Origin of the sequence: Sphingopyxis sp., assembly GCF_019459305.1 — a bacterium.
Lineage (GTDB): Bacteria > Pseudomonadota > Alphaproteobacteria > Sphingomonadales > Sphingomonadaceae > Sphingopyxis.
Genome location: NZ_JAIBES010000008.1, coordinates 39028 through 62745, shown reverse-complemented (window position 1 = coordinate 62745; position 23718 = coordinate 39028). Strand labels below are relative to the sequence as shown.

Sequence of the window (23718 nt, the reverse complement as noted above, 5' to 3'; positions counted from 1 at the left end):
AAAGCGGACGGACCGATTTTGATATAGCGGCGTCTGCTTTTCGGCAGGGCGAGCGCAAGTGTGTCCGCTTCCGGACGCAGGGCTGCGCCGGTTACGGGAGTGGATGAGCCGTGCCGGGTCACGGCGTCTGCGTCCCGGATGAGAGTGATGGCGGTGGCGGCGCTCGGGGTTGATAGCGACGTTCGAAGACCTCGATGATCACCATGGTGCCACCGCAGCACGGGCACAGCGGCTGAGCTTCGAGCTCGGCGGGCGGATCGTCGGCCGGCGCGGGGGCAACATTGAGCAGACGGCGGGCGCGTTCGAGATGGTCCTTGCGCCTGGCACTGGCGAGGAGGCCAAAGTGGCGGATGCGGTGGAACCCACGCGGCAGGGCGTGGAGCAGGAAGCGGCGGAGGAACTCGTCAGCTGCGAGGGTCATGACCTGCTGGCGGTTGGCGCCGCCCTGGCGATAATCTTTATATCGGAAGGTGACCCCGGCATCGTCGAAGCGGACGAGGCGGCTGTTCGATATCGCAACCCGGTGGGTGTAGCGCGACAGATAGGCGAGCACCGCTTCGGGCCCTGCGAACGGCGGCTTGGCGTAGACGACCCAGCGCTTTTTGCGGACCGGCGAGAGGTGCCGCAGGAAAGCGCGCCGCTCGGCGAGCTGGGTCATGCCGCCGAAGAAGGCGAGCTGCCCACGGTCATGGAGGGCGCGCAGTCGGGTGAGGAACAAGCGGCGGAACAGTGCGCCGAGCACGCGTACCGGCAGCAGGAAGGCGGGGCGTGCGGATATCCAGCGTGTCCCATCGCGCGATATGCCGCCGCCCGGCACGATCATGTGGATGTGGGGATGATGGGTGAGGGCGGATCCCCATGTGTGAAGGACGGCGGTGATGCCGATCCGGGCGCCGAGGTGCTTGGGATCGGCGGCGATGGTCAGCATCGTATCGGCCGCGGCCTTGAACAACAGGTCATAGACCAGCGCCTTGTTATGGAAGGCGATCGCGGCGACCTCGGCAGGGAGGGTGAAGACGACGTGGAAATAGCCGACCGGGAGCAGGTCGGCCTCGCGGGCCTCGAGCCAGGTGCGCGCCGCGGCGCCCTGGCATCTGGGGCAATGCCGGTTGCGGCAACTGTTGTAGGCGATGCGCCAGTGACCACAGTCGGTACAGGCTTCGACGTGTCCACCGAGCGCGGCGGTGCGGCAATGTTCGATCGCCGACATGATCTTGAGCTGATGCAGGCTCAGATGCCCGGCATGTGTTGTGCGATACGCGGGCCCTGCAGCACGGAAGATGTCGGCGACCTCGAGCGAGGTGCGCATCAGCCTTAGCCGTCGGGTGGCTCCTCGATGGGCGATGCCAGCGCGAGCCTGTCGAGCGGGCTGGTCACCTTACGCGTCGTCTTCGTTGCGACCTGCATGTAAAAGGCGGTGGTATTGAGGTTGGCGTGTCCGAGCAGCGCCTGGATGACGCGGATGTTGACGCCGTCTTCGAGCAGGTGGGTGGCAAAGCTGTGGCGCAAGGTGTGCGGCCCGACGCGCTTGTCGATATCGGCCGCCTCAGCCGCCTCGACGACGACGCGGTGGAGCTGGCGGGTGCTGATCGGGGCCGCTGCGCCCTGTCCGGGAAAGAGCCAGCCGTCGCGATACAAAATGCCCTGCTGTCGTCCGGCGTGCCACCAGTCGCGCAGCAGCAGGAGCAAGCCTTCGGGCAGCATGGCGTTGCGGTCGCGTCCGCCTTTACCGCGCTCGACACGCAGCAGCATGCGTTTGCTGTCGATATTGCTGACCTTGAGCGCTGAGACCTCGGCGACGCGCAGCCCGGCGCCGTACGCAACCGACAGTGCAGCCTGGTGCTTGAGGCAGCGCGTGGCATCGAGCAGCCGCTTCACCTCGGCCATGGTGAGGACGACGGGGATCTTGCGAACCTGCTTGGCGCGGATCAGCTTGCGCGCGAGATCGGGGCGGTCGAGCGTCTCGGTGAAGAAGAAGCGGAGCGCACTGACGATGCTGTTCATCGTCGGCACCGGAACGCCCGCTTGCTGCTGATCGATCTGGAACTGGCGGACATCCTCCGCACTCGCGGTGTGCGGCGAGCGTCCGAGCCAGGTCGCGAACCGTCCGACGTCGCGCAGATAATTACGCTGCGTCTCCGGCCCGAACCTGCGCATCGCCATGTCGTCGAGCAGGCGCTGGCGTAGCGGGCTGATCGGGCCAATCTGGATAAGCTCATTCATCGTTCGACTCCTCAGGTTGAAGGAGTCGAAAGGGTCTGCCTATGGCAGCGGACGTTCAATCATATGCGACGCTCGCTGGATGGCTTTACATCGATGACAGCGCCAATCCACGCAGTGGTTCGTGCAGCGGCCACCATTCGCGAAGATGCGACCTTTGTAGCCGAACGCATGCGTTCAATCACCGAGGGTTCTACCCGCAGGCGCGCATCGGCATCACGACTCATTTCTATAGCCAGCAGTCGATCGCGGAGGTTTTGCCCGAGTTATACCAATTCCAAGTCCGTATCGTCCCGCACATTCGCCTTGTATTAGCGCAATCCCTATTGACCGCCGACAGAAAAAATACAATATGTATACAATAATTTGCCGTTGGCAGTCGCAACAGGGGTTTTCATGCAAGAAGGTTTTGGACGGCGCGCGCGGGCGGGATGCGCGTGACGGTCTTTCGCGACACTGAAGCTGCAGAAGGGCCGCGGCCGGTGACACGTGCGCCGAAAAACGGAGACAATCTTGCGCCGGCTCTCGCCGCATCGGCGATCGAGATTCTTGCCCGCCTGATCGCGTTCGACACTACATCGAGCGCAACGAACCTCGCCCTGATCGAATATGTCGAGAATTATCTGGCCGGGCATGGCGTCGTCGCGCGGCGCATCAACAACGCCGACGGCAGCAAGGCGAATTTGCTCGCGACGATCGGCCCGGCTGAGGCGCGCGGCCTCGTGCTTTCGGGACATACAGACGTAGTTCCGGTTGAAGGCCAGCCGTGGAGCCGCGATCCCTTCACGCTCGTGGAGGATCAAGGACGGCTCTATGGGCGCGGCACCGCCGACATGAAGAGTTTTATCGCGCTCGCGCTCGCTGCGGTGCCCTATCTTACACCCCGCAAGATGACGCGCCCGGTCCATCTCGCCTTTTCCTATGACGAAGAGATCGGCTGCCTCGGCGCGCCCGACCTGATCAATGCGCTGGTGGCTGAAGGACATCGCCCGGCCGCGGCGATCGTCGGTGAGCCAACCGAAATGGCGATCATCAACAGCCACAAGGGGATTCATCTTTACGAAGTCGTCGTTACCGGGCGCGAAGCGCATTCGAGCCTGGTGCACGAGGGCGTGTCAGCGAACATGATCGCGATCGACATATTGAGCGTGCTTGGCCGGATCGCCGAAAGCGAGCGCACCGGCCATCGCAACGCGCGTTTCGACCCTCCCTGGTCCACCCTGACCGTGGGAACGATTCACGGCGGTACCGCGGCCAATATCCTCGCGCGCGAATGCCGGTTCACATTTGACCTGCGCACGGTGCCCGACCGCGAAGCGGATGCCGTGCTCGCGCCATTCTGGGTGGCCGTGGAGACGGCGCGGACGCGCCTAAAAGCCGAGGGCGCGGAGACTGGCGTGGAGGTCAACCCGATCGCGCAGGTGCCGCCGCTGCGGCGCGAGGAAGACGGGTCGGCCGAGCAACTGGCCGCGATGCTGTGCGAAGAGGCGGCTCCCGCAGGCGCCGTGTCCTATGGCGCAGAGGCGGGGCAGTTTCAGATCGCGGGCATCTCGACGGTAATTTGCGGACCCGGTTCGATCGTGCAGGCCCATCGTCCCGACGAATATATTGAGATCGCGCAGATCGAGGCGGGCGCGCGGTTCATGTCGAGGTTGATTGCGATGACCCATGCAGCGTAGAGACAGCCGATGCGCGCAATCCAAAACAAACCCGCGAAATCCGACGATCTGGCCGAGGTCGCCGACATAAGCGACGAGATCGCCCGTCAATCCTCGGGGCAGAAGGTGTATGCCTTGCTGCGCGAGCAGATACTGAACCTCGATCTGGCGCCGAACACCGAGCTCGACGAGGTCCAGTTCAGCCGCGAGCTCGGCTATTCGCGAACTCCGATCCGCGAGGCGTTGATCCGGCTCGCGTCGGACAGCCTTGTCGTGCTGGCACCGAACCGCGGTGCGCGCGTGGCGCCGCTCGACCTCGATCAGGTCCCGCAGGTTCTTGAAGCACTCGAACTCTATGAACGCGCCACGACGCGCTGGGCCGCGCTCCGCCGCAAGCCGCACCATCTCGACCTGCTCGAACGGCGCAACCGCGAATTCGCGGTCGCAAGCGAAACACGCGATCCGCGCCAGATCGTCGACGCGAACTGGGCCTTTCACGATGCGATCAATCAGGCATGCGGGAACAAGTTCCTTGCCGCCGATTGCTCGAAAATGCTGCGCGGCGTCATGCGGCTGTCGCTGCTCGCTTTTCGCCAGAATGGCGAGGCGCTCCTGAGCTATTCCGACGTCATCGAGCAGCATAACCAGATGATCGACGCGATCCGCCGGGGCGATGCTGCCGAGGCCGAACGGCTCGTCTATGAACATTCGGACGAGTTTCGCGAACGGATGAAGACGTTTATCGCCGGTTCTAGCACCGCCGATTTCTCGCTGTCCGGCCGCGGCTGAGCCGCAGCCGCCAGCCTCAATCCTCCTGATCTTCCGCCACCTTGCCGCTCGCACGGTAAAAGAAGTAGGCAGTCGGAACAGTCAGCGCCATCACGATGATCAGTGCATAGCGCAAACCTTCGGGACCGTGGATCGCGCTGAAATGGTCGCTGAGCGCACCGGTGATCACTGGCCCGAGGCCAAAGCCCAGCAGATTGCCGAAGAAAAGGACGACCGCAATTGCCGTAGCGCGGCGCGCGCTGCCGCATACCGCATGGATCGCGGCGAAGGCGGCGGGTAGCGCGGCGTAGAGCAGAATGCCGCCGATCGTGCTGACAATCAGAAAGCTGAGTAGATCGTCGATCAGGAACATCGCGCAATTGGGCAGCGCGGCGAGTCCGAATGCGATGGCCGGAAAACGGACGATCCAGCGCGGATCGCGCCGCGACAGCGCGTCATGAATAGCTCCGCCGGCAAGGCTGCCGATCAGCACCGCGAGCGCCGAGGTCGCGCCATAATAGAGCCCTGCCTGCTCGATCGGACTTTGGATCACGCGCACGAGATAGGAGGGCACAAAGACGAGTGAGCCATAGGCCGCAAAATGATAAAGCGTGAAGCCGGTCAGCATCAGGACGAAGGACCGCTTCGCGGCAAGCCGGCCGACCGAGGTGCGAAAATCCTCGCTACTGCCGCGCCGCACTGCGGCGTCGGCTCGTTGGCGCGGTTCGTCGAGTATCCAGTAGACGAGCGCGGCGATCAGCAGCCCGGGCAGGCCAAAAGCAACGAGCGTCGCACGCCAACCATAGGCCGCGACGAGCTGCGATCCCGCCGAGAGGCCGATTAGATAGCCGACCGTTCCCGATGTCGCAAAGATACCGATCGCGCGGGCGCGCTGCGCGGTGGGGAAATAATCGACGATCAGCGACTGCGCGGGCGGGGTCGCGCCAGCCTCTCCCACTCCCACGCCGATGCGGGCGAGCAGCAGCTGCCAGAAGCTGGCCGCCGCCGCGCACAGCACCGTCATCAGGCTCCAGACCGAAATCGCGACCGCGATCAGTTTCTTGCGGTTGCCGCGATCGGCAAAGCGCGCGATCGGCAGACCGAACGCCGAATAGAGCAATGCGAAGGAGAGGCCGCTTAGCAGGCCGAGCTGGGTGTCGGAGACCTGGAACTCTTGCTTGATCGGTTCGAGCAGCACCGAGATGACAACGCGGTCGATCGAGCTCGACGCGCCTACCAAGAAAAGAATGGAGAGGAACAGCCAGCGCCGGGAGGGGGTGTAGAGATGCGCCGCGCCGCCGCCCTGCACGGCCGCGGGTGGAGGGGGCGTACTCAATTGCGATCTTTCCATTGTGCGAACCAGCGCAGCACGCGGGTTCCTTGATCGATCTGAGCCTCGTAGCGCGCAGCGGCGTGGCCCTCTTCGGGATAAAGAACGAGATTGGTCGGCACATCGCCGAGGACGAGCGCATGGTGGAACTGCACCGCCTGTGCCGGCGGCGTTGTCTTGTCCATCTCGCCCGCGATGAGCAGCGTCGGGGTCGTCACCTTGTTCGCATGCGCCAGCGGACTACGCTGGTCGAAGACGCCGCCGACGTCATAGGGATCGCCGCCCGAATAGAGCGACAGGAATTCGGGATGATGTGCTGTGAAAAACTGGCTGCGCATGTCGGTCAGCGGCGCGATCGCGCAGGCGGCCTGGAAGCGTCCTGTCTGACCGACGAGCCACGTCGTCATGAAGCCCCCGTAGCTGCCCCCGGTCACGAACAGCCGGCTGCCGTCGACCGGACGGTTGGCGATCACATGGTCGATACCCGCCAGAATGTCGTAGGCATCCTCGCCCGCCATGTCACCGATTACGCGGCTCGCGAAATCGAGCCCGCGCCCCGAACTGCCGCGCGGATTGGGGAAGAGCACCGCATAGCCCGAACTGACGAGCAACGCCGCGAGCGGGTTGTCGAAGGTCCAGCTGTCGCGGAACAGGTGCGAAGGGCCGCCGTGGATGAAGGCGACGAGCGGCGGGCGTTCTACCCCATCAGGCATCGCAAGATAGCCGAGGATTTCGAGCCCATCGCGGCCCTGCCAGCGAACAACCTCGGCCGGCTTCATCCGCGCCTGGATCGGCGCCAGATCGGGCGGGGTGAGGTCGAGCAGCAACTCTTCGCCCGTCGGACCCGAACGCGCGAGATAGGGATAGCGGTTGAAGGCATGACCGGGGACGAGAACCGCATCGCGTCCCTCGGGGACCGCATAGGGCACTTTGCGCCCGGCCGTGCCCGATGCCCGCCATTCGATCGCTACAGTGTTGCTTGCGATATTCAGGGTTCCTGCGATCGATCCGGGAGCGGTGAAGCCGGTGAAGAAGAGGCGCTTCGTATCGCGCCAAGCGAGCGCTGAAACCTGCGCGCCGATATCGGGCTCGCGCGGCGCGCCCGTCGCGCGGTCGTAAAGGATGAGCGAGCCGAGCTGGACGGTGCGGTGGAAGCGTCCCTCGATCACCGCGATCGTCTTGCCATCGGGCGAGGCCGTCACCCCCGCAAGCTCGACTTCGCTCGCGGCGAAGCGTTCGAACGCCCCGCCGGCAGCCGGGGCGATCGCGATTTCGGTCTGGTACCAGCCGCCCTCGGTCGGACTGGCCGAGATGATCGCGACGACGGCGTCGGGGCCGCACCAGTCGGCCTCCCAGACATTCTGGCCATCAACACCGACGCGCCCGAGCGCTCCGCATTCGATGTCGAGGATATGCGCATGGCGCCACAGGCCGTCGTGGCTGCCCGTTTCGACGGTGGGCATCCATGAGGGCCGTTCGCTGGCACCGCCCCCGATCCGCGCAGTCGCGGCTGATCCGGCGGCATCGGCGCCTGCGTCGGCGCTCTGAAGCAGCAAGTGACGGCTGTCGGCAGCCCAGACGAAACTCTCGATTGCCTCGCCGGCGATGGGCGCGGGCGCGGAGGCGGCATCGGGGGCTTCGGCCGATGCGATCATCAGCTGGAAGTTGCCCGCCCCATGATCGCGATCGGACAGAAAGGCGAGACGGGAACCGTCGGGCGACCATTTCGGCTGGCTGTCGTTCGCGGTATCGCTGCCGAGAAGCGTGACCGCGCCGTCGGGAGCGAGAAGCCCGATACGCGTGACCGGGAAGCCGCCGCCGGCGCGTATCATCGGGCCCGAAAAGGCGATGACGCCGCTCGCCGGATTGGCCGCGACATGGACTATCCCATGAAACTGCCCCGTGCCGGGCCGGTAGAGGCGCTCGAAATAATCGCGGACCTGGGCTTCGATCGCTTCGGCTGCGGGGGAGGGGAGATCGCTTTCCGGGGAGGGCACGGGCAAACCTTTTGAAAAAGGGGCCGGAGCGATCCGGCCCCCACAAGAGACTCAATAACGGAATTCGAACTGCAGCCCGAAAGTGCGCGGACGCACGCGATATTGCTGGCTGATATCCGTCGGAGGCTGGGTGATGCCGTTCCAGCCGCCAATATTCTCGGCATAAAGCGAGGCGGTCCATTTGTCGGGCGATTCGAGCCCGAGGCTGGCGCGGGCAAGCAGCGGCTCGTCGCTGAGGAAATAGCGCGCGGTACCTGCGGCCAGCAACCGCGCAGGAATTTTCGAGCGATAGGTCATCGACCCCGACAGCACGCCCTTCAGCCCCGCCTGCCCGATTGGGAAGCGGTACTCGAGGAAGCCGCTCGCCGTATATTCGGGCGAGAAGGCAAGACGGTCGCCCTTTTGATACAGAGTGACGGGGCCGCCGGCGGTTTGCGTCACGATCGGACCAGCCAGGTCGAGCCCGTTCCAGCTGAAAGTGCCGCCGATGTCGAGCCCCTCAATCGGATGCGCCGTTAACGAGAGGTCGGTGCCCAATCCGCTCGCCTTCGGCCCATTGACCGTCGCTGCAAAGACGACGCCATTAATATCGACGTTGAGGTTCTGCTGAATATCCTTCCAGTCGATATAGTAGACCGCGGCATCGAAGGTCAGCGCGCCGCCAAGGAGACTGCCTTTTGCGCCAACTTCATAGTTCGACAGGCGGTCAGCCTTGACCGGCGGGATGCCGGGGGCGGTGCGGATGATCGTCGGGCTCTGGTTGAAGCCGCTGCGAAAGCCCTGCGAATAGGAGGCATAGGCGGTAAAGCGCCGGCTCGGCAGCCAGGTGACCACCGCGCGCGGGGTCACCGCTTCGAAGCTGTCGGTGCGGCGCGCTAGCGGCTGCGCGGGGTTGCCCGTGGTCGGCGTCAGCTCGATCTGGGTCACGCGGTCCTTGAAGTAGCGCAGGCCGCCGGTGACCTCGAGCGTGCCGTCCATGAAGCTGCGCGTGACTTCGCCGAACGCCGCGAACGAGCGCGACTTGTCCTTAAAGTTGATCGGCGCGGGCAGGACGAACAAAGTCTGGTTCAGAAGGTCGGATGCGTCGCGGTAAAAGCCGCCGACCGACCAGCGCCAGTCGCCGTCGCCGGAAGAATTGATCAGCAGCTCCTCGGTGAAGATCTTCGATCTGATTTCAGTGTGGAGCGTCTGATTGGCGGCGAGATTGGTATAGTCGCGCTCGCTGAGGTTGGTGAATTTGAGATAGCTCGTCGCGCTCGATACCTGGAACGCGCCGAAGTCGTAGCCAAGTTTGGCGCTGAAAGCGTCATAGTTTAGTTTTTGCGGCAGAGGCACCGTGGTCAGCTGGTTCCCGTCTTCATTGGCATAGGCGGGCGCATCCTGATCGATGCGCGAGATCCATGCCGACAGGCCGAAGCTGAACGCGTCGGTCGGCTGGCCGTTGAGCTTGATCCGGATGTTGCGCGACTGGCTGTCGTTCGCATTCCTGATGCCGCGCGCCGGCTGGTCGATCCAGCCGCCGGCATTTTCGAAACCGCCGACGATACGCAGACCGAGTTTGTCTTCAACCAGCGGGATGTTGACCGCCATGTCGGTGCGATAGCTCTGATCTCCGCTTTCGGTGGCGGCTACGCCGGCGCGGGCCTTGAACTCGAAGCGGTCGAGACTGGCATCGTTGGTGAGCACGCGAACGACGCCGTTCAGCGCGTTGGCACCATAAAGCGTGCCTTGCGGTCCGCGCAGCACCTCGATCCGCGACATGTCGTAGGCGTTGGTGTCGGGAAGGATCGCCGACTTGACGAGGCCGAACGGAACCGAGTCGATATAAAAAGCCGAGGTGCTGGAGCCTGAGAGGGTCGCGCCGTTGGCAGCGACACCGCGGATCGTAAGCTGAGTTCCGCCGCCCTGCGGCGAGCTAGTGATCGAAATGCCAGCAACCGAGCGCAAAGCTTCACTGACGCCGCCGCTTGCCTGTGCGTCGAGATCCTTGCCGCCGAGCGAGGTGATCGAGATCGGAACATCCTGAAGCCGTTCCTCACGCTTCTGCGCGGTCACCACGATTTCATTTGCACTCCCGCTCTTGTCGGCGTCGTCGGCCGTCTGCGCGAAGGCGGGCGCCGTCCATAGCAGTGCGGCGAGTGCCCCGAGGCCCGATCCAGTCTTCAGCTTGCTACGCATAATATCCCCTTTTGCACGTTTTATGGATTGTGACGAGAGTGCGGATAATCAGTGAACACATTGTGTATAATCTGTGTAGACAAGTCAAGCATCGGCGATTACCTCGATGCGAACGGTAACGGAAAGGCGCCCGATGAAATCCGAAAACACCCTGGAATCAATAGGAAGAGTGCCGGTAGAGACCTTCCGCGGAGTCGTCTTCCCTTGGCATTGTGACGCGATGGGGCACATGTCGGTCCAGCACCAGATGCCGTTAATGGACAATGCGGTGTACCATCTGCTCGGGTATTTCGGACTCACCGCGGGCGAGGTCGATGGCCGCAACGTTGGCTGGGCCGATGTCTCGCACGAGATTCGCTATCTTCACGAACTGGTCGCGGGGGACTTGCTTGTCCTTGCCGGCGGCATCCTGTCGGTCGGGCGCTCGTCGCTCCGGCACCGCACGATATTGTCGCGGCGCCCCGACGGTAAACGCTGCACGATATTGGAGGGCGTCACCGTTCGTTTCGACCTCGACGGGCGCAAGGCGACGCCCTTGTCCGATCGCGAACGCGGCATCGCCGAGCAGCTGATGCTGCCGGCGCAAACAATCTGATCAAGGAGGCTGCATGGAACGAGTGCTGATTACAGGAGCGGGCGACAGCGTTGGTCGCGCGATTGCGGAGCGTTTCCTGCAGAAGGGCGCGAAGGTGCATATCTGCGATGTGCGCGGCGACGCGGTCGCCGCAACGCTTGCAGCCAATCCGGGGATGAGCGGCAGCGTCACTGACGTCGGCGTGCGCGCCGAGGTCGAAGCCTTGTTCGGCGATGTGCGCGCGCAGGTTGGCGACCTCACGATCCTGGTGAACGTCGTCGGCATGGCGGGTCCGCGCGCCGCGATCGAGGATTTAGACGAGGATGAGTGGGACAAGACCATCGCGGTCAATTTGTCGGGCATGTTTTACACGATGAAGCGTGCGGTCCCGATGCTGAAGGCTAATGGCGGCGGATCGATCGTCAATTTCTCGACCTGCTCGACGCGCACCGGCATCCCGTTCCGCGCGCCCTATATCGCGTCGAAGGCGGGGGTCGAGGGGCTGACGAAGAACAGCGCGCGTGAGCTGGGTCCGTCGGGCATCCGCGTCAACGCGATCCTGCCCGGCATCATCAACAACGACCGCTTTCGCTTCATCGTCCAGCGCAACGTTGATGCGACGGGCCGCAGCTTCGAAGACATCGAAAACGACTATCTCAAATATGTGTCGCTGCGCTGCAAGGTCGAACTCAGCGAGTTCGCCGACATGGTTGAATTCATCACCTCAGACGCCGGCAAGAAAATCACCGGCGAGATCATCGCCGTGAGCGGCAATATGGAATGGGAAGAATGACGATGAGCAAAAAGACGATCCTGACCTGCGCCGTTACCGGCGGCGCGCCTTTCAACAGGAAGCATCCGGCGATGCCGATCACCCCGAAGCAGATCGCCGACGCCTGCATCGAGGCGGCCTCTGCGGGCGCGAGCATCGTCCATATCCATGTCCGCAACCCTGAGACGGGAGAAGGCAATCGCGACCGTGCGCATTTTCGCGAAGTCGTCGACCGCGTTCGCCAGACCGGCACCGATATCGTGCTCAACCTCACTTGCGGCATGGGCGCCTATTTCCTTCCCGACCCGGAGAATGAAGGCCATATGCTGCCCGGGAGCGATGTCGTCGGCGTCGACGAGCGGGTCGCTCATGTCGAGGAACTGCTTCCCGAAATCGCGACACTCGACATCGTCACGAACAATCAGGTCGAGGGGCCGACCGAATATATCTATTTCAGCCCGACGCACACGCTGCGCGCGATGGCGAAGCGATTCAAGGCCGCGGGGGTGAAGCCCGAGCTCGAAGTGTTCGGAGCCGGCGACATATTGTTCGGCAACAAGCTGGTCGAGGAAGGCTTGGTCGACGGCCCGGCGATGATGCAGATGGTGCTAGGGGTGCAGTGGGCGGCCCCGCACGGCGTTGAGACGATCCTGTACCAGAAAAGCCTGATGGCGCCGGGCACGATCTGGGGCGCATTCGGCATCGGGCGCGAACAGATGCCGATGCTTGCGCACACGCTGCTGCTCGGCGGCAATATCCGTGTCGGACTGGAGGATAATCTCTACATGTCGCGCGGCGTCTGGGCGACCAATGGTCAGCTCGTCGAGCGTGCGTACACGCTCGTCAACGCGGTCGGCGGCTATGGGGTCGCGACGCCTGCCGAAACGCGCGAAATGCTGAAGCTCAGAACTCCTGGCGCATGACCGGGGCGGCGGCGACAATTCCCTTTTACGACGCTGAAGCGGTCGCGCGGGCGACGCCGATGCCCGCGCTGATCGCGGCCTTGCGGCGCGCCTTTGCCTCCGGCGAATATCATGCGCCGTCGCGGTTTGCCGCCGATATGGGCGGCGCGTCGCTGCTCGTAATGCCGGCGTGGAAGGGGAGCGAGCGGGTCGGGACGAAGATCGTCACCGTCGATCCGCGCACGCGTCCGTCGATCCAGTCGACTTACATATTGAGTGATAGGGTGTCCGGGCGGCAGATTGCAGCGATCGACGGCGCTGTTCTCACCCGTCGCCGCACTGCCGCGGCGTCGGTTCTTGCGGCATCGCGGCTTGCGCGGCCAGCGTCCAACACGTTGCTCGTGATCGGCACCGGCGCGCTCAATGCGGCGATCATCGAAGCCTATTCCTCTGCTTTTGGGATAAACCAAATCATGGTCTGGGGCCGCGACGCGGACAAGGCCGAGACGGCGGCGTGCGCCGCGCGCGCGCAGGGTTATCCGGCAGCGGCGATCGCGACGATTGAGGCGGGATTGGCGGCAGCGGATATTGTGTCGGCCGCGACGCTCGCGACCGACCCGCTGATCGCGGGCGCGGCCCTGCGGCCCGGCATGCATATCGACCTGATCGGCGCCTTCCGCCCTGACATGTGCGAGGCCGATGCCGAGGCCTTCGCTCGTGCGCGCGTTTTCGTCGATACGCATGAAGGCGCGATGGACGAGGCGGGAGACCTGCAGCAGGCGGTCGCTGCGGGCGCGCTCGGCATGGACGCGATCGAAGCCGATCTCGCGGCGCTTTGTTCGGGCGCGCATCCGGGACGCGGTATGGATGATAAGGCGATCACCCTGTTCAAATCGGTGGGCACCGCGATCGAGGATCTGGCGGCGGCCGAGCTCGTCGTGGGGGATGTCGCGCCGTGAAGCTCGAACCGATCGACGATGCGCTGCTGGCGGGCGAGCATGGCGCGGCTGCTGCGCGCGCGATGGCGTTTCTTGTGCGTTACGGCGCCGCATGCGGTGCCGATCGCTTCATTGATATCGAGTCGGCGCATATCGACGGCTGCCTGTATCACGGACCGTCGAGTATCGATTTTGCGCGGCATTTTGTCGATCTCGGTGGAAAGGTCCGTGTTCCGACGACACTCAATGTCGCCGCGGTCGATGTCACCCACCCCGGTTGGCATTGTGGTCCCCCGGAAATCATCGCGCAGCAGGAGACGCTGACCCGCTTGCACGAGCAGCTCGGATGCCTACCGACGCTCACCTGCGCGCCCTATCAGCGGATGGCGCGTCCGCGGCGCGGCGAGCATGTCGCGTGGGCGGAGTCAAATGCGATCGTCTTCATCAATTCAGTGCTCGGCGCGCGGACCGACCGTTATGGTGATTTCACCGACCTCTGCGCGGCGTTGACCGGACGCGTACCGCTCGCGGGGCTGCATCGCGACGAAGCGAGGCGACCGGAGATTCTGTTAGAACTGCCCTCTGTCCGGGCGGCCGGATTGCCGCGCGACCTCTATTTCGCGGCGATCGGCTATGTCGTCGGCCGCCGCGCGCCGGGCATGGTCCCCTACTTGCGTGGGCTTCCGCTAGATGCGAGCGAGGACGAACTGAAAGCGCTCGGGGCGACGGGTGCCTCGTCGGGTGCGCTCGCGCTGTTCCATGCCGAAGGCGTGACGCCAGAGGCCGCAGCCATGCCGACCGAGGGCGTGAAGATCGAGGTTATAGCACCGACGGAGCCCGCGGCGGCAATCGCATCCCTTTGCAGCGCGGTCGAGGGCGAGGTGGTCGCGGCGGTGTGTCTCGGTACTCCGCATTATTCGATCCGCGAATTCGCACAGCTTAACCGCGCGGTCGAGGGCCGCCGCCGGTCGCCGGAGACCGAGGTCTATGTATCGACCTCACGCGAGATCGCGGCCGCGGTCGCGGCGAATCCGGCGTTTGACGCCTTGCGCGCCTTTGGCGTTAACATGATCGTCGACACCTGCACCTATCTCGCACCCGTGGTTCGCCAGACGTCGGGCCTGATCCTGACGACATCGGGAAAATATGCCCATTATGGTCCCGGCAATCTGGGGCGGCGCGTGGCGCTGATGACGCTCGAGCGCTGCATCCGGTCGGCCGAAACGGGCGCGGTGGCGACGCCATGCTGACCCACGGACACGCTTTGATCGAGGGAATGGCGAGCGGGGCCTTACTGAAGCTCACAGAGCCACTGAGCCTGTGGGGCGGGGTCGACCTGGAAACCGGGCGCATCGTCGATGCCACGCACCCCCAGCGGGGCGCGGTGCTCGCCAATCGGCTGCTCGCGTTGCCAGGAAGCCGGGGTTCTTCTTCCTCTTCGAGTGCCCTCGTCGAACTCGCGCGGACCAGGCGGGCACCCGCCGGGGTGATTACGACGCGGAGCGACCCGATCCTCACCATCGGCGCGCTGGTCGCCGACTATCTTTATGGTGCGGCTATCCCGATCCTGATCGTGTCCGATGAGGACTACGGAAAACTCGAGTGCGGCGGAACGGGCCATTTATGGTGTGAAACCGATCGGGCGGTGCTGACTATTCCGGGGCATGAGCCGGTCCAGTTCTCCAACCCTGCGGGTTAGATGATGCAGGGTCGAAGTCTGACGCGTAGTCTGGTTTGCCGCACTTCCGGACCAAAAGCCGGCTGACTGCCTTCGGCCACGTTGGAAGAATTAAAACGGAGGATGGCGTTGAACGTCTGCGCCATTGTACCGAAAGTAGAGGCGGTGGGCGCGGCCCTGATCATCGACCCCAGGCTCCGAGCAAACTAGCTTGCTCTGGAATCCTGCGCGCAAGACCTCGGCCTCGGTCATCGACAAATATGCCATTAGGTGGATCGCCGTGCGGCGACCTTCGTCCTGGGAGTTCAGCGCTTCCTGTCGAAGGTGATGCTCAAGCGCGAGCCGCCGCGTCCGTTCGCCCCAAATGAAGTGAAAATAGGCGAGCACCGCGATTATGCCCGTGAGGATGGCAGCTAGATTGGCGACGACCTCCAGCACGTCTTTCATCATGGTTCCCTCCGATGATCGATTTGGATTTTTCAAATCCCGCCGGGGTCCTACGTCGGATCAGCGATGAAATGATTAGGCCTTATAGCGGCTATTTGCGGGTCTCTTTGCAGACATTTAGACCTCCAAGGGTTGGATCGGCCTCGCACTTATAGCCGCATTCATAATCGCCCCCGCTCTCGCGTTGGATCGAGCGCATCCTGTCGATCGCAGCCCTCTGGCATAACTCAAAGCTTTTGAAGCCCGCAATACGCTCATATCCGGAGAGATCCGCGGAGTTTGGATAGACAAAGGCGTCCCATTGGTCGGGGCGGCTGTCACATCCGCTTAGCACCAACGCGAGGACCACTGCTTTCCACATGCCGTTTCCTTTAACGACTGCCACTTTCCCGAGCCCCTAAAATAGTCGCACCCGTCACATGAGCACCGGTGGTTGCCGCCGCTATGGCGCTCGCAGCTTCCGGTGCAATGGCGTTGACCAAGTAGTACACCCCTACGCCTAAAACACAGGAGAAGCCCGTCAATGGTACCATTCCAGCTGCGAAACCAGCAGGGCTTTTGACCCAGCTTAGTGCCTGATCTTTCAATGATCTCACACGGCGTAGCTGATCATCTAACGGTAACTCAGCTTCCGCGAGGCGAATGAGCTCCCCCAGCTCTGCATGAAGAGCTTTCAGGTGTTCAATGGCTTCAAGCCGCTCCGGTTCGATCGGTCCGCCGTTGTGAAGAGAGCGCTCTTGATCATCCAGCAAAGCGTCAACGCCCGCGAGCGCGTCAAGTCCCAGCGCCAGCACGACCTGGGCTTGCTGGCTGGCCGTACGTTTGCCGGTCCATCTGTTCGATCTAACGGGCGGCCTCGTATGTCCTTCCACCCGGTCAAACAGCGGTGTCATATTCTCACGCACGTGGGCACGCCGCTGTTCGTAGCTGGGCGCGAAGTTCTTTATATAGGTCCAAAATCCAGAAAGATCGCGTTGTGACCGGACGAATCTCGGCACCACATCGGCCAAGTCGGAGCGATCCAATAGCGCGCGGCGCATCGCCTTGTAGTCCCGTCCTCGAGATAAGTCTTGGTTGCCCTCACAGCCGAGAAGCAGGATCGACTGCAGTCGGTCCATCGCCCCCTCGTCGTCAAGTTCGTCCGGCCAGCCGGAAACCTTCTCACCCATGACTCGACCTAACACGTAAGGCCCGAGCGGTCGATCCGCCTCGATCCACCGGTAATAATTGCGACGTCAGCTTTCGCCGATCTCGAACCAAAAGCCACCAGCACGCTGTCGGCCAGTCCCAGCGGTTGCATTGCCCGGAGTCGCTAAGGTGGCTGGCGCGGCCGGAATGGATGGTGAGCGGACATTAACAATCAGCGGCCTACTCTGTGAAGGTGCCGTGCAAGGCGCAGTTTTCAGGAGCAAGTCTTATGCAGACGGGCCTTAGGTTAGCGGTGGCGGCCGTCGTTACGATGCTTGCGAGCCAACCAGCTCTGGCATGCCGAGTAACGAACGAGTTACACCTCCCCGACGTAAAAAATGCCGATGTGGTAGTTGTCGGAAGGATCTCGGAATACGAGGTGATCCGCGACAAAGGCTATTATGCTAGATTGACGGTTCGAGTTGAGGAGGCACTGATCGGAGATGTCAAACAGACCTTCACAGCGAGGTGGGACAACTCGACTTTTGCCCTGCCTGACGAAATGGGCCAAGGCCCGTTCCTGATCGCCTTACGCGCCCCATCGCCCGAGACATCTGCCAACGCTACGATGCCAAAAATATTTCATCACAATCCTGACCTCATGACGGTTCTTCAGTCACCCTGTTCGCCCGCGTTCATATTTGAGATTGCGAGCGATGAGGCTAAGATCACACGCGACATTTTGGCGCTTGATCAAAAATAGCGAACGTCCGCAATTCGTCGCTTTACGCGCGCCCGCGCGAGGTGCTGGCGAACGTCGGCTATCTTGGATCCACGCCCGAAAGCCGCTGGTCAGAAACCAGCCAAAGCAGGATTTCCACGTTCGTGTTTTCTGCAATGGCAGCGCGCCGTCAGGCGTCCTTCGCCAGAGAATGGCGGAGGAGGAAACCCATCATCGCACGCGATGCGTCCGGGCCGCTCGGGTCGGTATAGGTTCCCGACGGATGACCACCAGACCAGGCGTGCCCTGCGCCATGGACTGTCCACCGCTCGATCATAATATTGCCACCCGGCTCGCTGTGCGTTTCGCGGGTATATCTGCGCTCAGCCGGCCATCCGCCTGTCTCCTTGCGAAGGATCAAATCTATTCCGCACTGGTGCTCGGCGTCAGCTATGATGTGCGCGCTGTTTTCTTCATTTACGGTCGCATCACCGTCGCCATGGAAGGTGACGACAGGCACGAATTGCCGGGACTTCCCGCCTAGTTGCGATTTTGGCGGTCCATTGCGCATCGCGGCAAATGCCGATGGCATGTCGCGAGCTGCTCCGCACCCCAGGCCTGAATGGACGCCAATCGCCGCGTAAATGTCCGGATATGCTGCACCCAGGATCGCTGCGGCCGCGCCGCCTGCTGACAAGCCGGCGACATAGACACGGTGAGCGTCTGCTTTGAGTTCGGAAACGATCTGGCGCGTGGTTGCGGCGATCAGCGCCGGTTCTCCCTTGTCCCGCTGCTGATCACCGGGTTTGAACCAGTTCCAGCAACGCTGCAAATTTGCCGCCGATGTCTGGCGCGGATAAGCCACAACAAAGCCCATCTCGTCGGCGAGCGCATTCATGCCGGTGCCGCGAGCGAAATCTTCTGGCCCTTGTGTGCAGCCGTGTAGCATGATGACCACCGGCATCCCGTCTTTCACGCTCGACGGACGATAGAGCATATAACTCATTTTGCCTTCGGCGCCGATAAAACGGCGTTCCTCGAAGATCCCCGGGTCCCGCAATCCGGAAGGGGTGGCTGCGTCGGGCATAATTTCTGGCACACGACTGGGCAGAGCCAAGGCCAGTCGGCTAGGCGTAACGTCGACGACGGCTGCCGACCGAGCATCTGCACGAGGTGCATTCGAAAGATTCTTCGACAAGCCCGCCTGAATTAGACGGGTGGCTTCGCGCAGATCGCCCGATCTTGTGAGCCGCAACGCGTCTGCCATCAGCGATGGTGTTGCAATCATGTCATTCGATTCCTCAAAGTTGGTGCCCTGGCGGACTACCGAGTGCGGTCCGCAAGTGCGGCTTTCACTTCTGCGCTGGCGTGAAAAGCTCCAAGGACAGTCACCGACCGGATGGCGCTTAATGCCAGTTCCACCGAAACATCGTCCGCGATCGATGCGAGCCCCAGGACGTTGATATCCAGCTGAGCGCCCGATGCCTCCGCTTGTTCCAGATCGCCGCGCGTAAAATGGCGTATGCCGAGATCGAGCTCGCTGCGGACTTGCGACCGTTGGGTAGATTCCGCGTGCCGTTCGATTTGATTGCGGATCGCGGTCCGGATCAAGTCGCTCCTGTTCGAGTAAAAGCCTTCGCGAACGAGCAGGTCGATATTGCCGAGGTCAACGAAGCCGAGGTTAATCGTTATCTTTTCGCTGTCGGCTTTTGGGCGTAGCAGATGCACATTCCCGTTCATATCATCCATCCTCCATCCACATGGATGGTATATGGAGCTATTTGTCGGGTTTGCAAGGTTTCAACGCATCCCTGTAACCAAGAGACGTCGGGCCAGCACGTCGGTGGTACTCTGACATGGCGGCGTCCACCGAATCCGCGATCTCGGGGTCCAGATCGTTCTCGACGATTTCGGTACAGGCTATTCGAGCTGCAGCTACTTCCGTCAGTTCCCGTTGGACAAGGTCAAGATCGATCCATCGTTTATCGCTGAGATGCTCGAAAACACCCATGCGCGCTCGATCGTGAAGGCTGTGATTTCGGGCGGGGCTTGGATTTGCAGGTCGTTGCCGAGGGTGTGGAGACCGAGCGCTTCCGCAGGCCATAAAGTATTTCGCTTCGATATATGGTCCGCTGTCTTTCAAGCCGGAACTTTATGTGTCGATGGACGACGAACGGGAGAAGAACGGCCGCATCTCGAGCCAGGGCGGCACTTTGCCGAACCAGATTTTCATGCACTTCGACGGTGAGGGAGCCCGTGTCCGGCTGGCTTCGGACAACGCTTTGTGGCTCGACTGGTTCTTCGCACACGAAGCCGCCCACCTGTTCCAGCAGGACAACCGACAGTGCATCCTGGTGTTGAGGCAGCGCGTGGCATCGAGCAGCCGTTTCACCTCGGCCATGGTCAGGACGACGGGGATCTTGCGAACCTGCTTGGCGCGGATCAGCTTGCGCGCGAGATCGGGGCGGTCGAGCGTGTGCGTGAAGAAGAACCTAAGCGCGCCAACGATGCTGTTCATCGTGGGCGCCGGTACGCCCGCCTCGAGCTGCTCGAACTGGAACTGCCGGATATCCTCGGCGGTCGCGGTGTGGGGAGAGCGCTGCAGCCAGGTTGCGAACCGTCCGACGTCGCGCAGATAATTACGCTGCGTCTCTGGCCCGAACCGCCGCATCGCCATGTCGTCGAGCAGGCGCTGACGTAGCGGCTGATCGGGCCAATCTGGATAAGCTCATTCATCGTTCGACTCCTCAGTTGAAGGAGTCGAAAGGGTCTGCCTATGGCCGCGGACGTTCAATCAGGAGCGGCGCTCGCTGGACGGCTTTACGTCGAGGCTAGCGCCAATCCGCGATAGCGGGTCGTGCAACGGCCATTGCTGGGCCCGGCCACTCAACCGCTATGGCTGCGTCATCACGGCCGCCGCCGCCATTACCCCACCGTTGAAGCGCTGCGACAGCGCCGCGTCGGGGATGGCGTTAAACGCATGGATTGCTCCAGCATAGCTGTGGAGGTCCACGGGCACCCCCGCCGCAACGAGGCGGCGAGCATAGTCGAGATTTTCGTCGAAGAAGAGGTCCAGGCTACCAGTCGCAATATAGGCGGGTGGCAGGTTCGACAGGTCGTCGGCGCAGCTCGGCGAGAACCAGCCGCGCCGTTCATCGTCGAGTTCATATCCCCCCTTGAGCGCCGCCCACCCGAATCGGTTGGCGGCGCGCGTCCAGATGAACTCGCCCGTTACCGGATTGGAGTAGGGGCAATTGTCGCTGCCGGTCCGGTGGTCGAGCATCGGATAGGTGAGCAACTGTCCCGCGATCGCGGGCCCGCCGAGGTCGCGCGCCATGATCGCGAGCGCTGCGGCTAGCCCGCCGCCCGCACTTTCGCCCGCTACAACAATATGGCTTGCGTCGAAACCGAGGCTGCCCGCCTGCTCCGCGAGCCACGTCAACGCCGAATGGCAATCCTGCTGCGGCGCTGGAAAGGGGTGCTCGGGCGCAAGGCGGTATTCGACCGAGGCGACGGGCACGCCCACAGTGGCGGCCAGCATCGCTGGACCTCCCTGCATCAGCTTGACCGACCCCATCACCATACCGCCGCCATGGATGTGCAGGATCGCACCGGCATCGGGTCGGATCGTTTCGGGGCGGAAGAGATAGACGGCGATATCGGGTCCGCCATGCACCGACGGGATGATGAACTCTTCTGGCACGATCGCCGGTGGCGGCAGGATTGCATAGGTCTCTGCCGCCTTGGCGCGAATATCGGCGATCGGCGCCGAATTAAGTTCGACGCGCGGAAACAGGTCGATCAACGGCGCAATCTCACGGTCGACGAGGTGGCGGGTGTCCATGCGAATTCCTCCGGGGCAAGCGTTTGCCGGAACAGATTGCATCAAATCTGCGGTGGGCTCCAGCACGCATGAATATACTTCAGATTTCGAAATGTGGCCGCAACATCGTCTCGCTGAGGTCCCCTGGGAAACGTCCGCATTTTGTGATCTGCGACCGAAACCGGCCTGACGGGAAGCGGCCAGATATCGCCTCGTGATCTTGTGCGGCTGCGCGATGTTTCAGCGCTTATTCCAATCGACCGGGCCGGCCAGGAAACGCTGCTGGAGGTTTTCCAACGTCTTGGCATTGCCCTTTTCGAAGAAGCCGACCAGCGCGTTTCCTGCGTTGGTATCGGGATAGCCAAGCGACGTCAGCCGGACGCGAGTCTGGCGTCCCGCCGGCTCCAGCTCAAATACGCTCGTCACGCCGCGATAGGTTTCCCAATGTGGAAACCCTTCAGGGGCCTTGATCGTACGAAATACCAGCAGTCTACCCGGGATCCGCGCGATAAACCGTTGCTGGATCGTATTCGGGCCACCTGGTCGATCTGCACTGTTGTAGCTCGTCTCGAGCACATCAGCGTTCGCGGGAGATATCCACGCCAGCGGCACCGCCCAGGACATCCACCCTTCGGGCGTCGAAATTGCTGTCCAGACGTCGGTGATCGCGCCGTCTACAAGGGCCTCGTGGACCATTGTCTGCGATCTGTCCGTTTCGCGGTGAAGGGTAACATGCACAGGCTCGGCTGCGGCGCCCGGCGAAGCGAGCGCGACAGCCAAGGCAGCAAAAGCGGCGTAGCAGTTCACAACCATCAGTCTATCACACCGATCGGCTTGCGCAACTGCGGGCGCTAAGGGCCGGCAACGCGAGGTCGGCCGCGATATCGATCGGATGTCCGGTGTCGCATGGTTCGGCCAAAATACGGGCTGCTTCCGACCAGAACCCACATCAGTGATCGTGTGACGGCCCAGTCGCGGTTGCTTTCGTGAAGTCTGGGACGATGAAGGACACGGATCTGCCAGTCAGAATTTTGTGCTCGGGCGTCGCCAGCTCGATCGTTATTTTATGGGGGCCTGCAGGAAGTCCGTTCACGACGACGGCGCCGTTGTCACCGGCATCAGCCCATCGCCAAGGCAGATCGTCAACGCTGACGTGAAGATGGCCTGCACGGGGTGAGACATCGACGGCGCTTGCCCCAAAGATCGGCAGAATCCGAAAATGGTTCGTCCGGTAGGGAATGATGACCGCTCCCCGTGTAAGCGGACCAGCAAGCGGCGGATCGACGAACAGCTCGGCAGGCGGTTCATTGATTATCGGCACGAATTGCGAAGCTTCGCGCCCGGCATCGGTCGTTTGCGCCGCTGCGGTGGTGGCCAAGATCGAACCGAGTACGGCAAAGAGCATCGCGCGGATCATCGCGATTTCTCCTGCGTTCCGGTTTCGCTTGTTGATACCACCACAGGAACGAGCAGCGGCTTGCCTTTTTCGACGATATAGGTCGCAAGTTCGGCGCCGTTGCTGGCGGTGCGATTGCGGGCCATATGCGCGACGCCCGCGGGCACGAAAAGAACCTGGCCGGCAGTGACGGTGACTGGCGGTTGACCCTCGAGTTGATATTCGAGCGTTCCCTCAATGATGTAGATAACCTCCTCGCCGGGATGGCGATGCCATGGTGCCACCGCTCCCGGGGCAATATCGATGCGCGCCTGGACGGTTTCGCGGCCCGCGATCGACAGGTCGTGCCGCTGCAGGTCGGTGCGCGTGACGCCTGCGGGCGTGGGAGTTGCAGCAGATGCCGCGCCAGTCGTCAAAAGGATGACGGCAAATAAATTTGAGACTGCGTGCTTCACCTTAAGCCTCCTTGCCGATGACCCGGTCGATCCGGGCCTGCAAACGCGGCCCGATCAGAAGGATCGCGGGAATGACGATGACATAGGCGATCGCCCAGGACCGCAGCCATGTCCCGACAAAGCCGGTCGCAAAACCGAGATTGAGCGCGAGGAGGGTGAAGGAAATAATCCCGGTTGTCACGACCCCCATCAGGAGGGCGAAGGCGATTTTCCGTTTCATTTGGATGTTCATGATCCAGGTCCTTATTCATCCGCAGCTTGGCGGCAAAAACCGTCGCGCCATGTCACGCGACAGGCGCGGCGGTTTTGGGGTGGGTCAGACGATGTTGATGTTGACCGCGATATTGCCGCGCGTCGCCTTCGAATAAGGGCAGATCTCATGCGCGCGGGCGGTCAGCGTTTCGGCGGTTTCGCGATCGATGCCGGGCAGGCTGACATTGAGGCGCGCGATCAGCGAAAAGCCCCCATCGTCGAGCGCAAGATCGACTTCGGCGTCGATGGCGGCGTTGGCAGGCAGCCGCAATTTGTGTTCGCTGGCAGCCTTGCCAATCGCGCCGAGGAAACAGGCCGACCAACCGGCCGCGAACAGCTGTTCGGGGTTGGTCCCGGTGCGGTTCGATCCGGGCGGCGACAGCGCGATTTCGAGTTCGCCGTCCGAACTGCGCGACGCGCCGTCGCGGCCGCCGGTGGTATGGGTCTTTCCAGTATAGACGATATTCTGTGACATGGTTTT

26 protein-coding genes are annotated in these 23718 nt (G+C 62.6%); 10 read left to right on the top strand and 16 right to left on the bottom strand.

The features are described 5' to 3' along the window. Window positions 1–118: 118 nt before the first annotated feature. Window positions 119–1312 (bottom strand): IS91 family transposase, encoded by a 1194-nt coding sequence (locus tag K0M74_RS00770; protein WP_293966968.1) that lies wholly within the window; start codon window positions 1310–1312, stop codon window positions 119–121. A 2-nt stretch (window positions 1313–1314) separates the two neighbouring features. Then, window positions 1315–2223, bottom strand: coding sequence for a tyrosine-type recombinase/integrase (locus K0M74_RS00765; protein ID WP_293966943.1), 909 nt, complete (start codon window positions 2221–2223; stop codon window positions 1315–1317). A 479-nt stretch (window positions 2224–2702) separates the two neighbouring features. Here K0M74_RS00765 and argE point away from each other — a divergent pair, with 479 nt between their 5' ends. Both argE and K0M74_RS00755 read left to right on the top strand, forming a co-directional pair. Beyond that, on the top strand, window positions 2703–3899 hold the full coding sequence (argE, locus tag K0M74_RS00760) for an acetylornithine deacetylase (protein ID WP_293966942.1): 1197 nt from the start codon (window positions 2703–2705) through the stop codon (window positions 3897–3899). Between the two features lie 9 nt (window positions 3900–3908). Beyond that, window positions 3909–4667 carry a GntR family transcriptional regulator gene (locus K0M74_RS00755; RefSeq protein WP_293966940.1) on the top strand — a complete coding sequence of 253 codons (759 nt, stop codon included), beginning with the start codon at window positions 3909–3911 and terminating at the stop codon, window positions 4665–4667. 16 nt (window positions 4668–4683) lie between these two features. Here K0M74_RS00755 and K0M74_RS00750 read toward each other — a convergent pair whose 3' ends face one another. Genes K0M74_RS00750 through K0M74_RS00740 form a run of 3 tightly spaced genes read right to left on the bottom strand, consistent with a single transcriptional unit; the run spans window position 4684 to window position 10151 of the window. Then, entirely contained in the window at window positions 4684–5982 is a 1299-nt protein-coding gene (locus K0M74_RS00750; RefSeq protein ID WP_293966939.1) for an MFS transporter, read from the bottom strand. Next, the gene (locus K0M74_RS00745) at window positions 5979–7973 is read right to left on the bottom strand and encodes a prolyl oligopeptidase family serine peptidase (protein WP_293966938.1); all 1995 of its coding nucleotides are present in this window, start codon (window positions 7971–7973) and stop codon (window positions 5979–5981) included. The genes K0M74_RS00750 and K0M74_RS00745 overlap by 4 nt, the downstream gene beginning before the upstream one ends. A gap of 51 nt (window positions 7974–8024) precedes the next feature. After that, window positions 8025–10151, bottom strand: coding sequence for a TonB-dependent receptor (locus tag K0M74_RS00740; protein WP_293966936.1), 2127 nt, complete (start codon window positions 10149–10151; stop codon window positions 8025–8027). A gap of 106 nt (window positions 10152–10257) precedes the next feature. On the opposite strand from K0M74_RS00740, the gene K0M74_RS00735 reads away from it, so the two are divergent. The 6 genes from K0M74_RS00735 to K0M74_RS00710 are packed head-to-tail and all read left to right on the top strand — an operon-like array spanning window position 10258 to window position 15036. Further along, entirely contained in the window at window positions 10258–10746 is a 489-nt protein-coding gene (locus tag K0M74_RS00735; RefSeq protein ID WP_366932616.1) for an acyl-CoA thioesterase, read from the top strand. A gap of 13 nt (window positions 10747–10759) precedes the next feature. Beyond that, on the top strand, window positions 10760–11518 hold the full coding sequence (locus K0M74_RS00730; RefSeq protein ID WP_293966934.1) for an SDR family oxidoreductase: 759 nt from the start codon (window positions 10760–10762) through the stop codon (window positions 11516–11518). Further along, a complete protein-coding gene (locus tag K0M74_RS00725; protein ID WP_293966933.1) occupies window positions 11515–12420 on the top strand; it encodes a 3-keto-5-aminohexanoate cleavage protein in 906 nt (301 codons plus the stop codon). The genes K0M74_RS00730 and K0M74_RS00725 overlap by 4 nt, the downstream gene beginning before the upstream one ends. Further along, the gene (locus tag K0M74_RS00720; protein ID WP_293966932.1) at window positions 12417–13358 is read left to right on the top strand and encodes a hypothetical protein; all 942 of its coding nucleotides are present in this window, start codon (window positions 12417–12419) and stop codon (window positions 13356–13358) included. Before K0M74_RS00725 ends, K0M74_RS00720 begins: the two co-directional genes overlap by 4 nt. Next, window positions 13355–14587, top strand: coding sequence for an aconitase X catalytic domain-containing protein (locus K0M74_RS00715; RefSeq protein ID WP_293966931.1), 1233 nt, complete (start codon window positions 13355–13357; stop codon window positions 14585–14587). Before K0M74_RS00720 ends, K0M74_RS00715 begins: the two co-directional genes overlap by 4 nt. Then, window positions 14581–15036, top strand: coding sequence for a DUF126 domain-containing protein (locus K0M74_RS00710; protein ID WP_293966930.1), 456 nt, complete (start codon window positions 14581–14583; stop codon window positions 15034–15036). Before K0M74_RS00715 ends, K0M74_RS00710 begins: the two co-directional genes overlap by 7 nt. A 90-nt stretch (window positions 15037–15126) precedes the next feature. On the opposite strand, the gene K0M74_RS00705 is transcribed toward K0M74_RS00710, so the two are convergent. Continuing rightward, window positions 15127–15462 (bottom strand): hypothetical protein, encoded by a 336-nt coding sequence (locus K0M74_RS00705; RefSeq protein WP_293966929.1) that lies wholly within the window; start codon window positions 15460–15462, stop codon window positions 15127–15129. Window positions 15463–15833: 371 nt separating this feature from the next. Continuing rightward, on the bottom strand, window positions 15834–16631 hold the full coding sequence (locus K0M74_RS00700; protein WP_293966928.1) for a hypothetical protein: 798 nt from the start codon (window positions 16629–16631) through the stop codon (window positions 15834–15836). 248 nt (window positions 16632–16879) lie between these two features. Here K0M74_RS00700 and K0M74_RS00695 point away from each other — a divergent pair, with 248 nt between their 5' ends. Continuing rightward, the gene (locus tag K0M74_RS00695; protein ID WP_293966927.1) at window positions 16880–17353 is read left to right on the top strand and encodes a hypothetical protein; all 474 of its coding nucleotides are present in this window, start codon (window positions 16880–16882) and stop codon (window positions 17351–17353) included. A 148-nt stretch (window positions 17354–17501) separates the two neighbouring features. On the opposite strand, the gene K0M74_RS00690 is transcribed toward K0M74_RS00695, so the two are convergent. Together K0M74_RS00690 and K0M74_RS00685 are read right to left on the bottom strand one after the other, a co-directional pair. Then, window positions 17502–18599 (bottom strand): PHB depolymerase family esterase, encoded by a 1098-nt coding sequence (locus tag K0M74_RS00690; RefSeq protein ID WP_293966925.1) that lies wholly within the window; start codon window positions 18597–18599, stop codon window positions 17502–17504. A 35-nt stretch (window positions 18600–18634) separates the two neighbouring features. After that, complete coding sequence (locus K0M74_RS00685) at window positions 18635–19051, bottom strand: hypothetical protein (protein ID WP_293966923.1); 417 nt, start codon at window positions 19049–19051, stop codon at window positions 18635–18637. Between the two features lie 133 nt (window positions 19052–19184). Between K0M74_RS00685 and K0M74_RS00680 the strand changes: the two genes are divergently transcribed. Next, window positions 19185–19559 (top strand): EAL domain-containing protein, encoded by a 375-nt coding sequence (locus K0M74_RS00680; protein WP_366932617.1) that lies wholly within the window; start codon window positions 19185–19187, stop codon window positions 19557–19559. Here K0M74_RS00680 and K0M74_RS00675 read toward each other — a convergent pair. From K0M74_RS00675 to K0M74_RS00645, 7 genes are all read right to left on the bottom strand, one after another. Then, window positions 19464–19988, bottom strand: a complete 525-nt coding sequence (locus K0M74_RS00675; protein WP_293966921.1) for a phage integrase N-terminal SAM-like domain-containing protein — start codon at window positions 19986–19988, stop codon at window positions 19464–19466. The two genes, K0M74_RS00680 and K0M74_RS00675, sit on opposite strands and share 96 nt — an antisense overlap. A gap of 216 nt (window positions 19989–20204) precedes the next feature. Continuing rightward, window positions 20205–21155, bottom strand: a complete 951-nt coding sequence (locus K0M74_RS00670; RefSeq protein WP_293966919.1) for an alpha/beta hydrolase — start codon at window positions 21153–21155, stop codon at window positions 20205–20207. A 219-nt stretch (window positions 21156–21374) separates the two neighbouring features. Beyond that, complete coding sequence (locus tag K0M74_RS00665; RefSeq protein WP_293966917.1) at window positions 21375–21941, bottom strand: SRPBCC domain-containing protein; 567 nt, start codon at window positions 21939–21941, stop codon at window positions 21375–21377. 142 nt (window positions 21942–22083) lie between these two features. Beyond that, window positions 22084–22551, bottom strand: coding sequence for a DUF6130 family protein (locus K0M74_RS00660; RefSeq protein ID WP_293966915.1), 468 nt, complete (start codon window positions 22549–22551; stop codon window positions 22084–22086). Further along, window positions 22548–22985 carry a cupin domain-containing protein gene (locus K0M74_RS00655; RefSeq protein WP_293966914.1) on the bottom strand — a complete coding sequence of 146 codons (438 nt, stop codon included), beginning with the start codon at window positions 22983–22985 and terminating at the stop codon, window positions 22548–22550. The genes K0M74_RS00660 and K0M74_RS00655 overlap by 4 nt, the downstream gene beginning before the upstream one ends. Window position 22986: 1 nt before the next feature. Further along, window positions 22987–23217 carry a DUF2798 domain-containing protein gene (locus K0M74_RS00650; RefSeq protein WP_293966912.1) on the bottom strand — a complete coding sequence of 77 codons (231 nt, stop codon included), beginning with the start codon at window positions 23215–23217 and terminating at the stop codon, window positions 22987–22989. A gap of 84 nt (window positions 23218–23301) precedes the next feature. Continuing rightward, window positions 23302–23712: an organic hydroperoxide resistance protein gene (locus K0M74_RS00645; protein ID WP_293966910.1), complete on the bottom strand. Its 411-nt coding sequence runs from the start codon at window positions 23710–23712 to the stop codon at window positions 23302–23304. Between the last annotated feature and the right edge of the window lie 6 nt (window positions 23713–23718).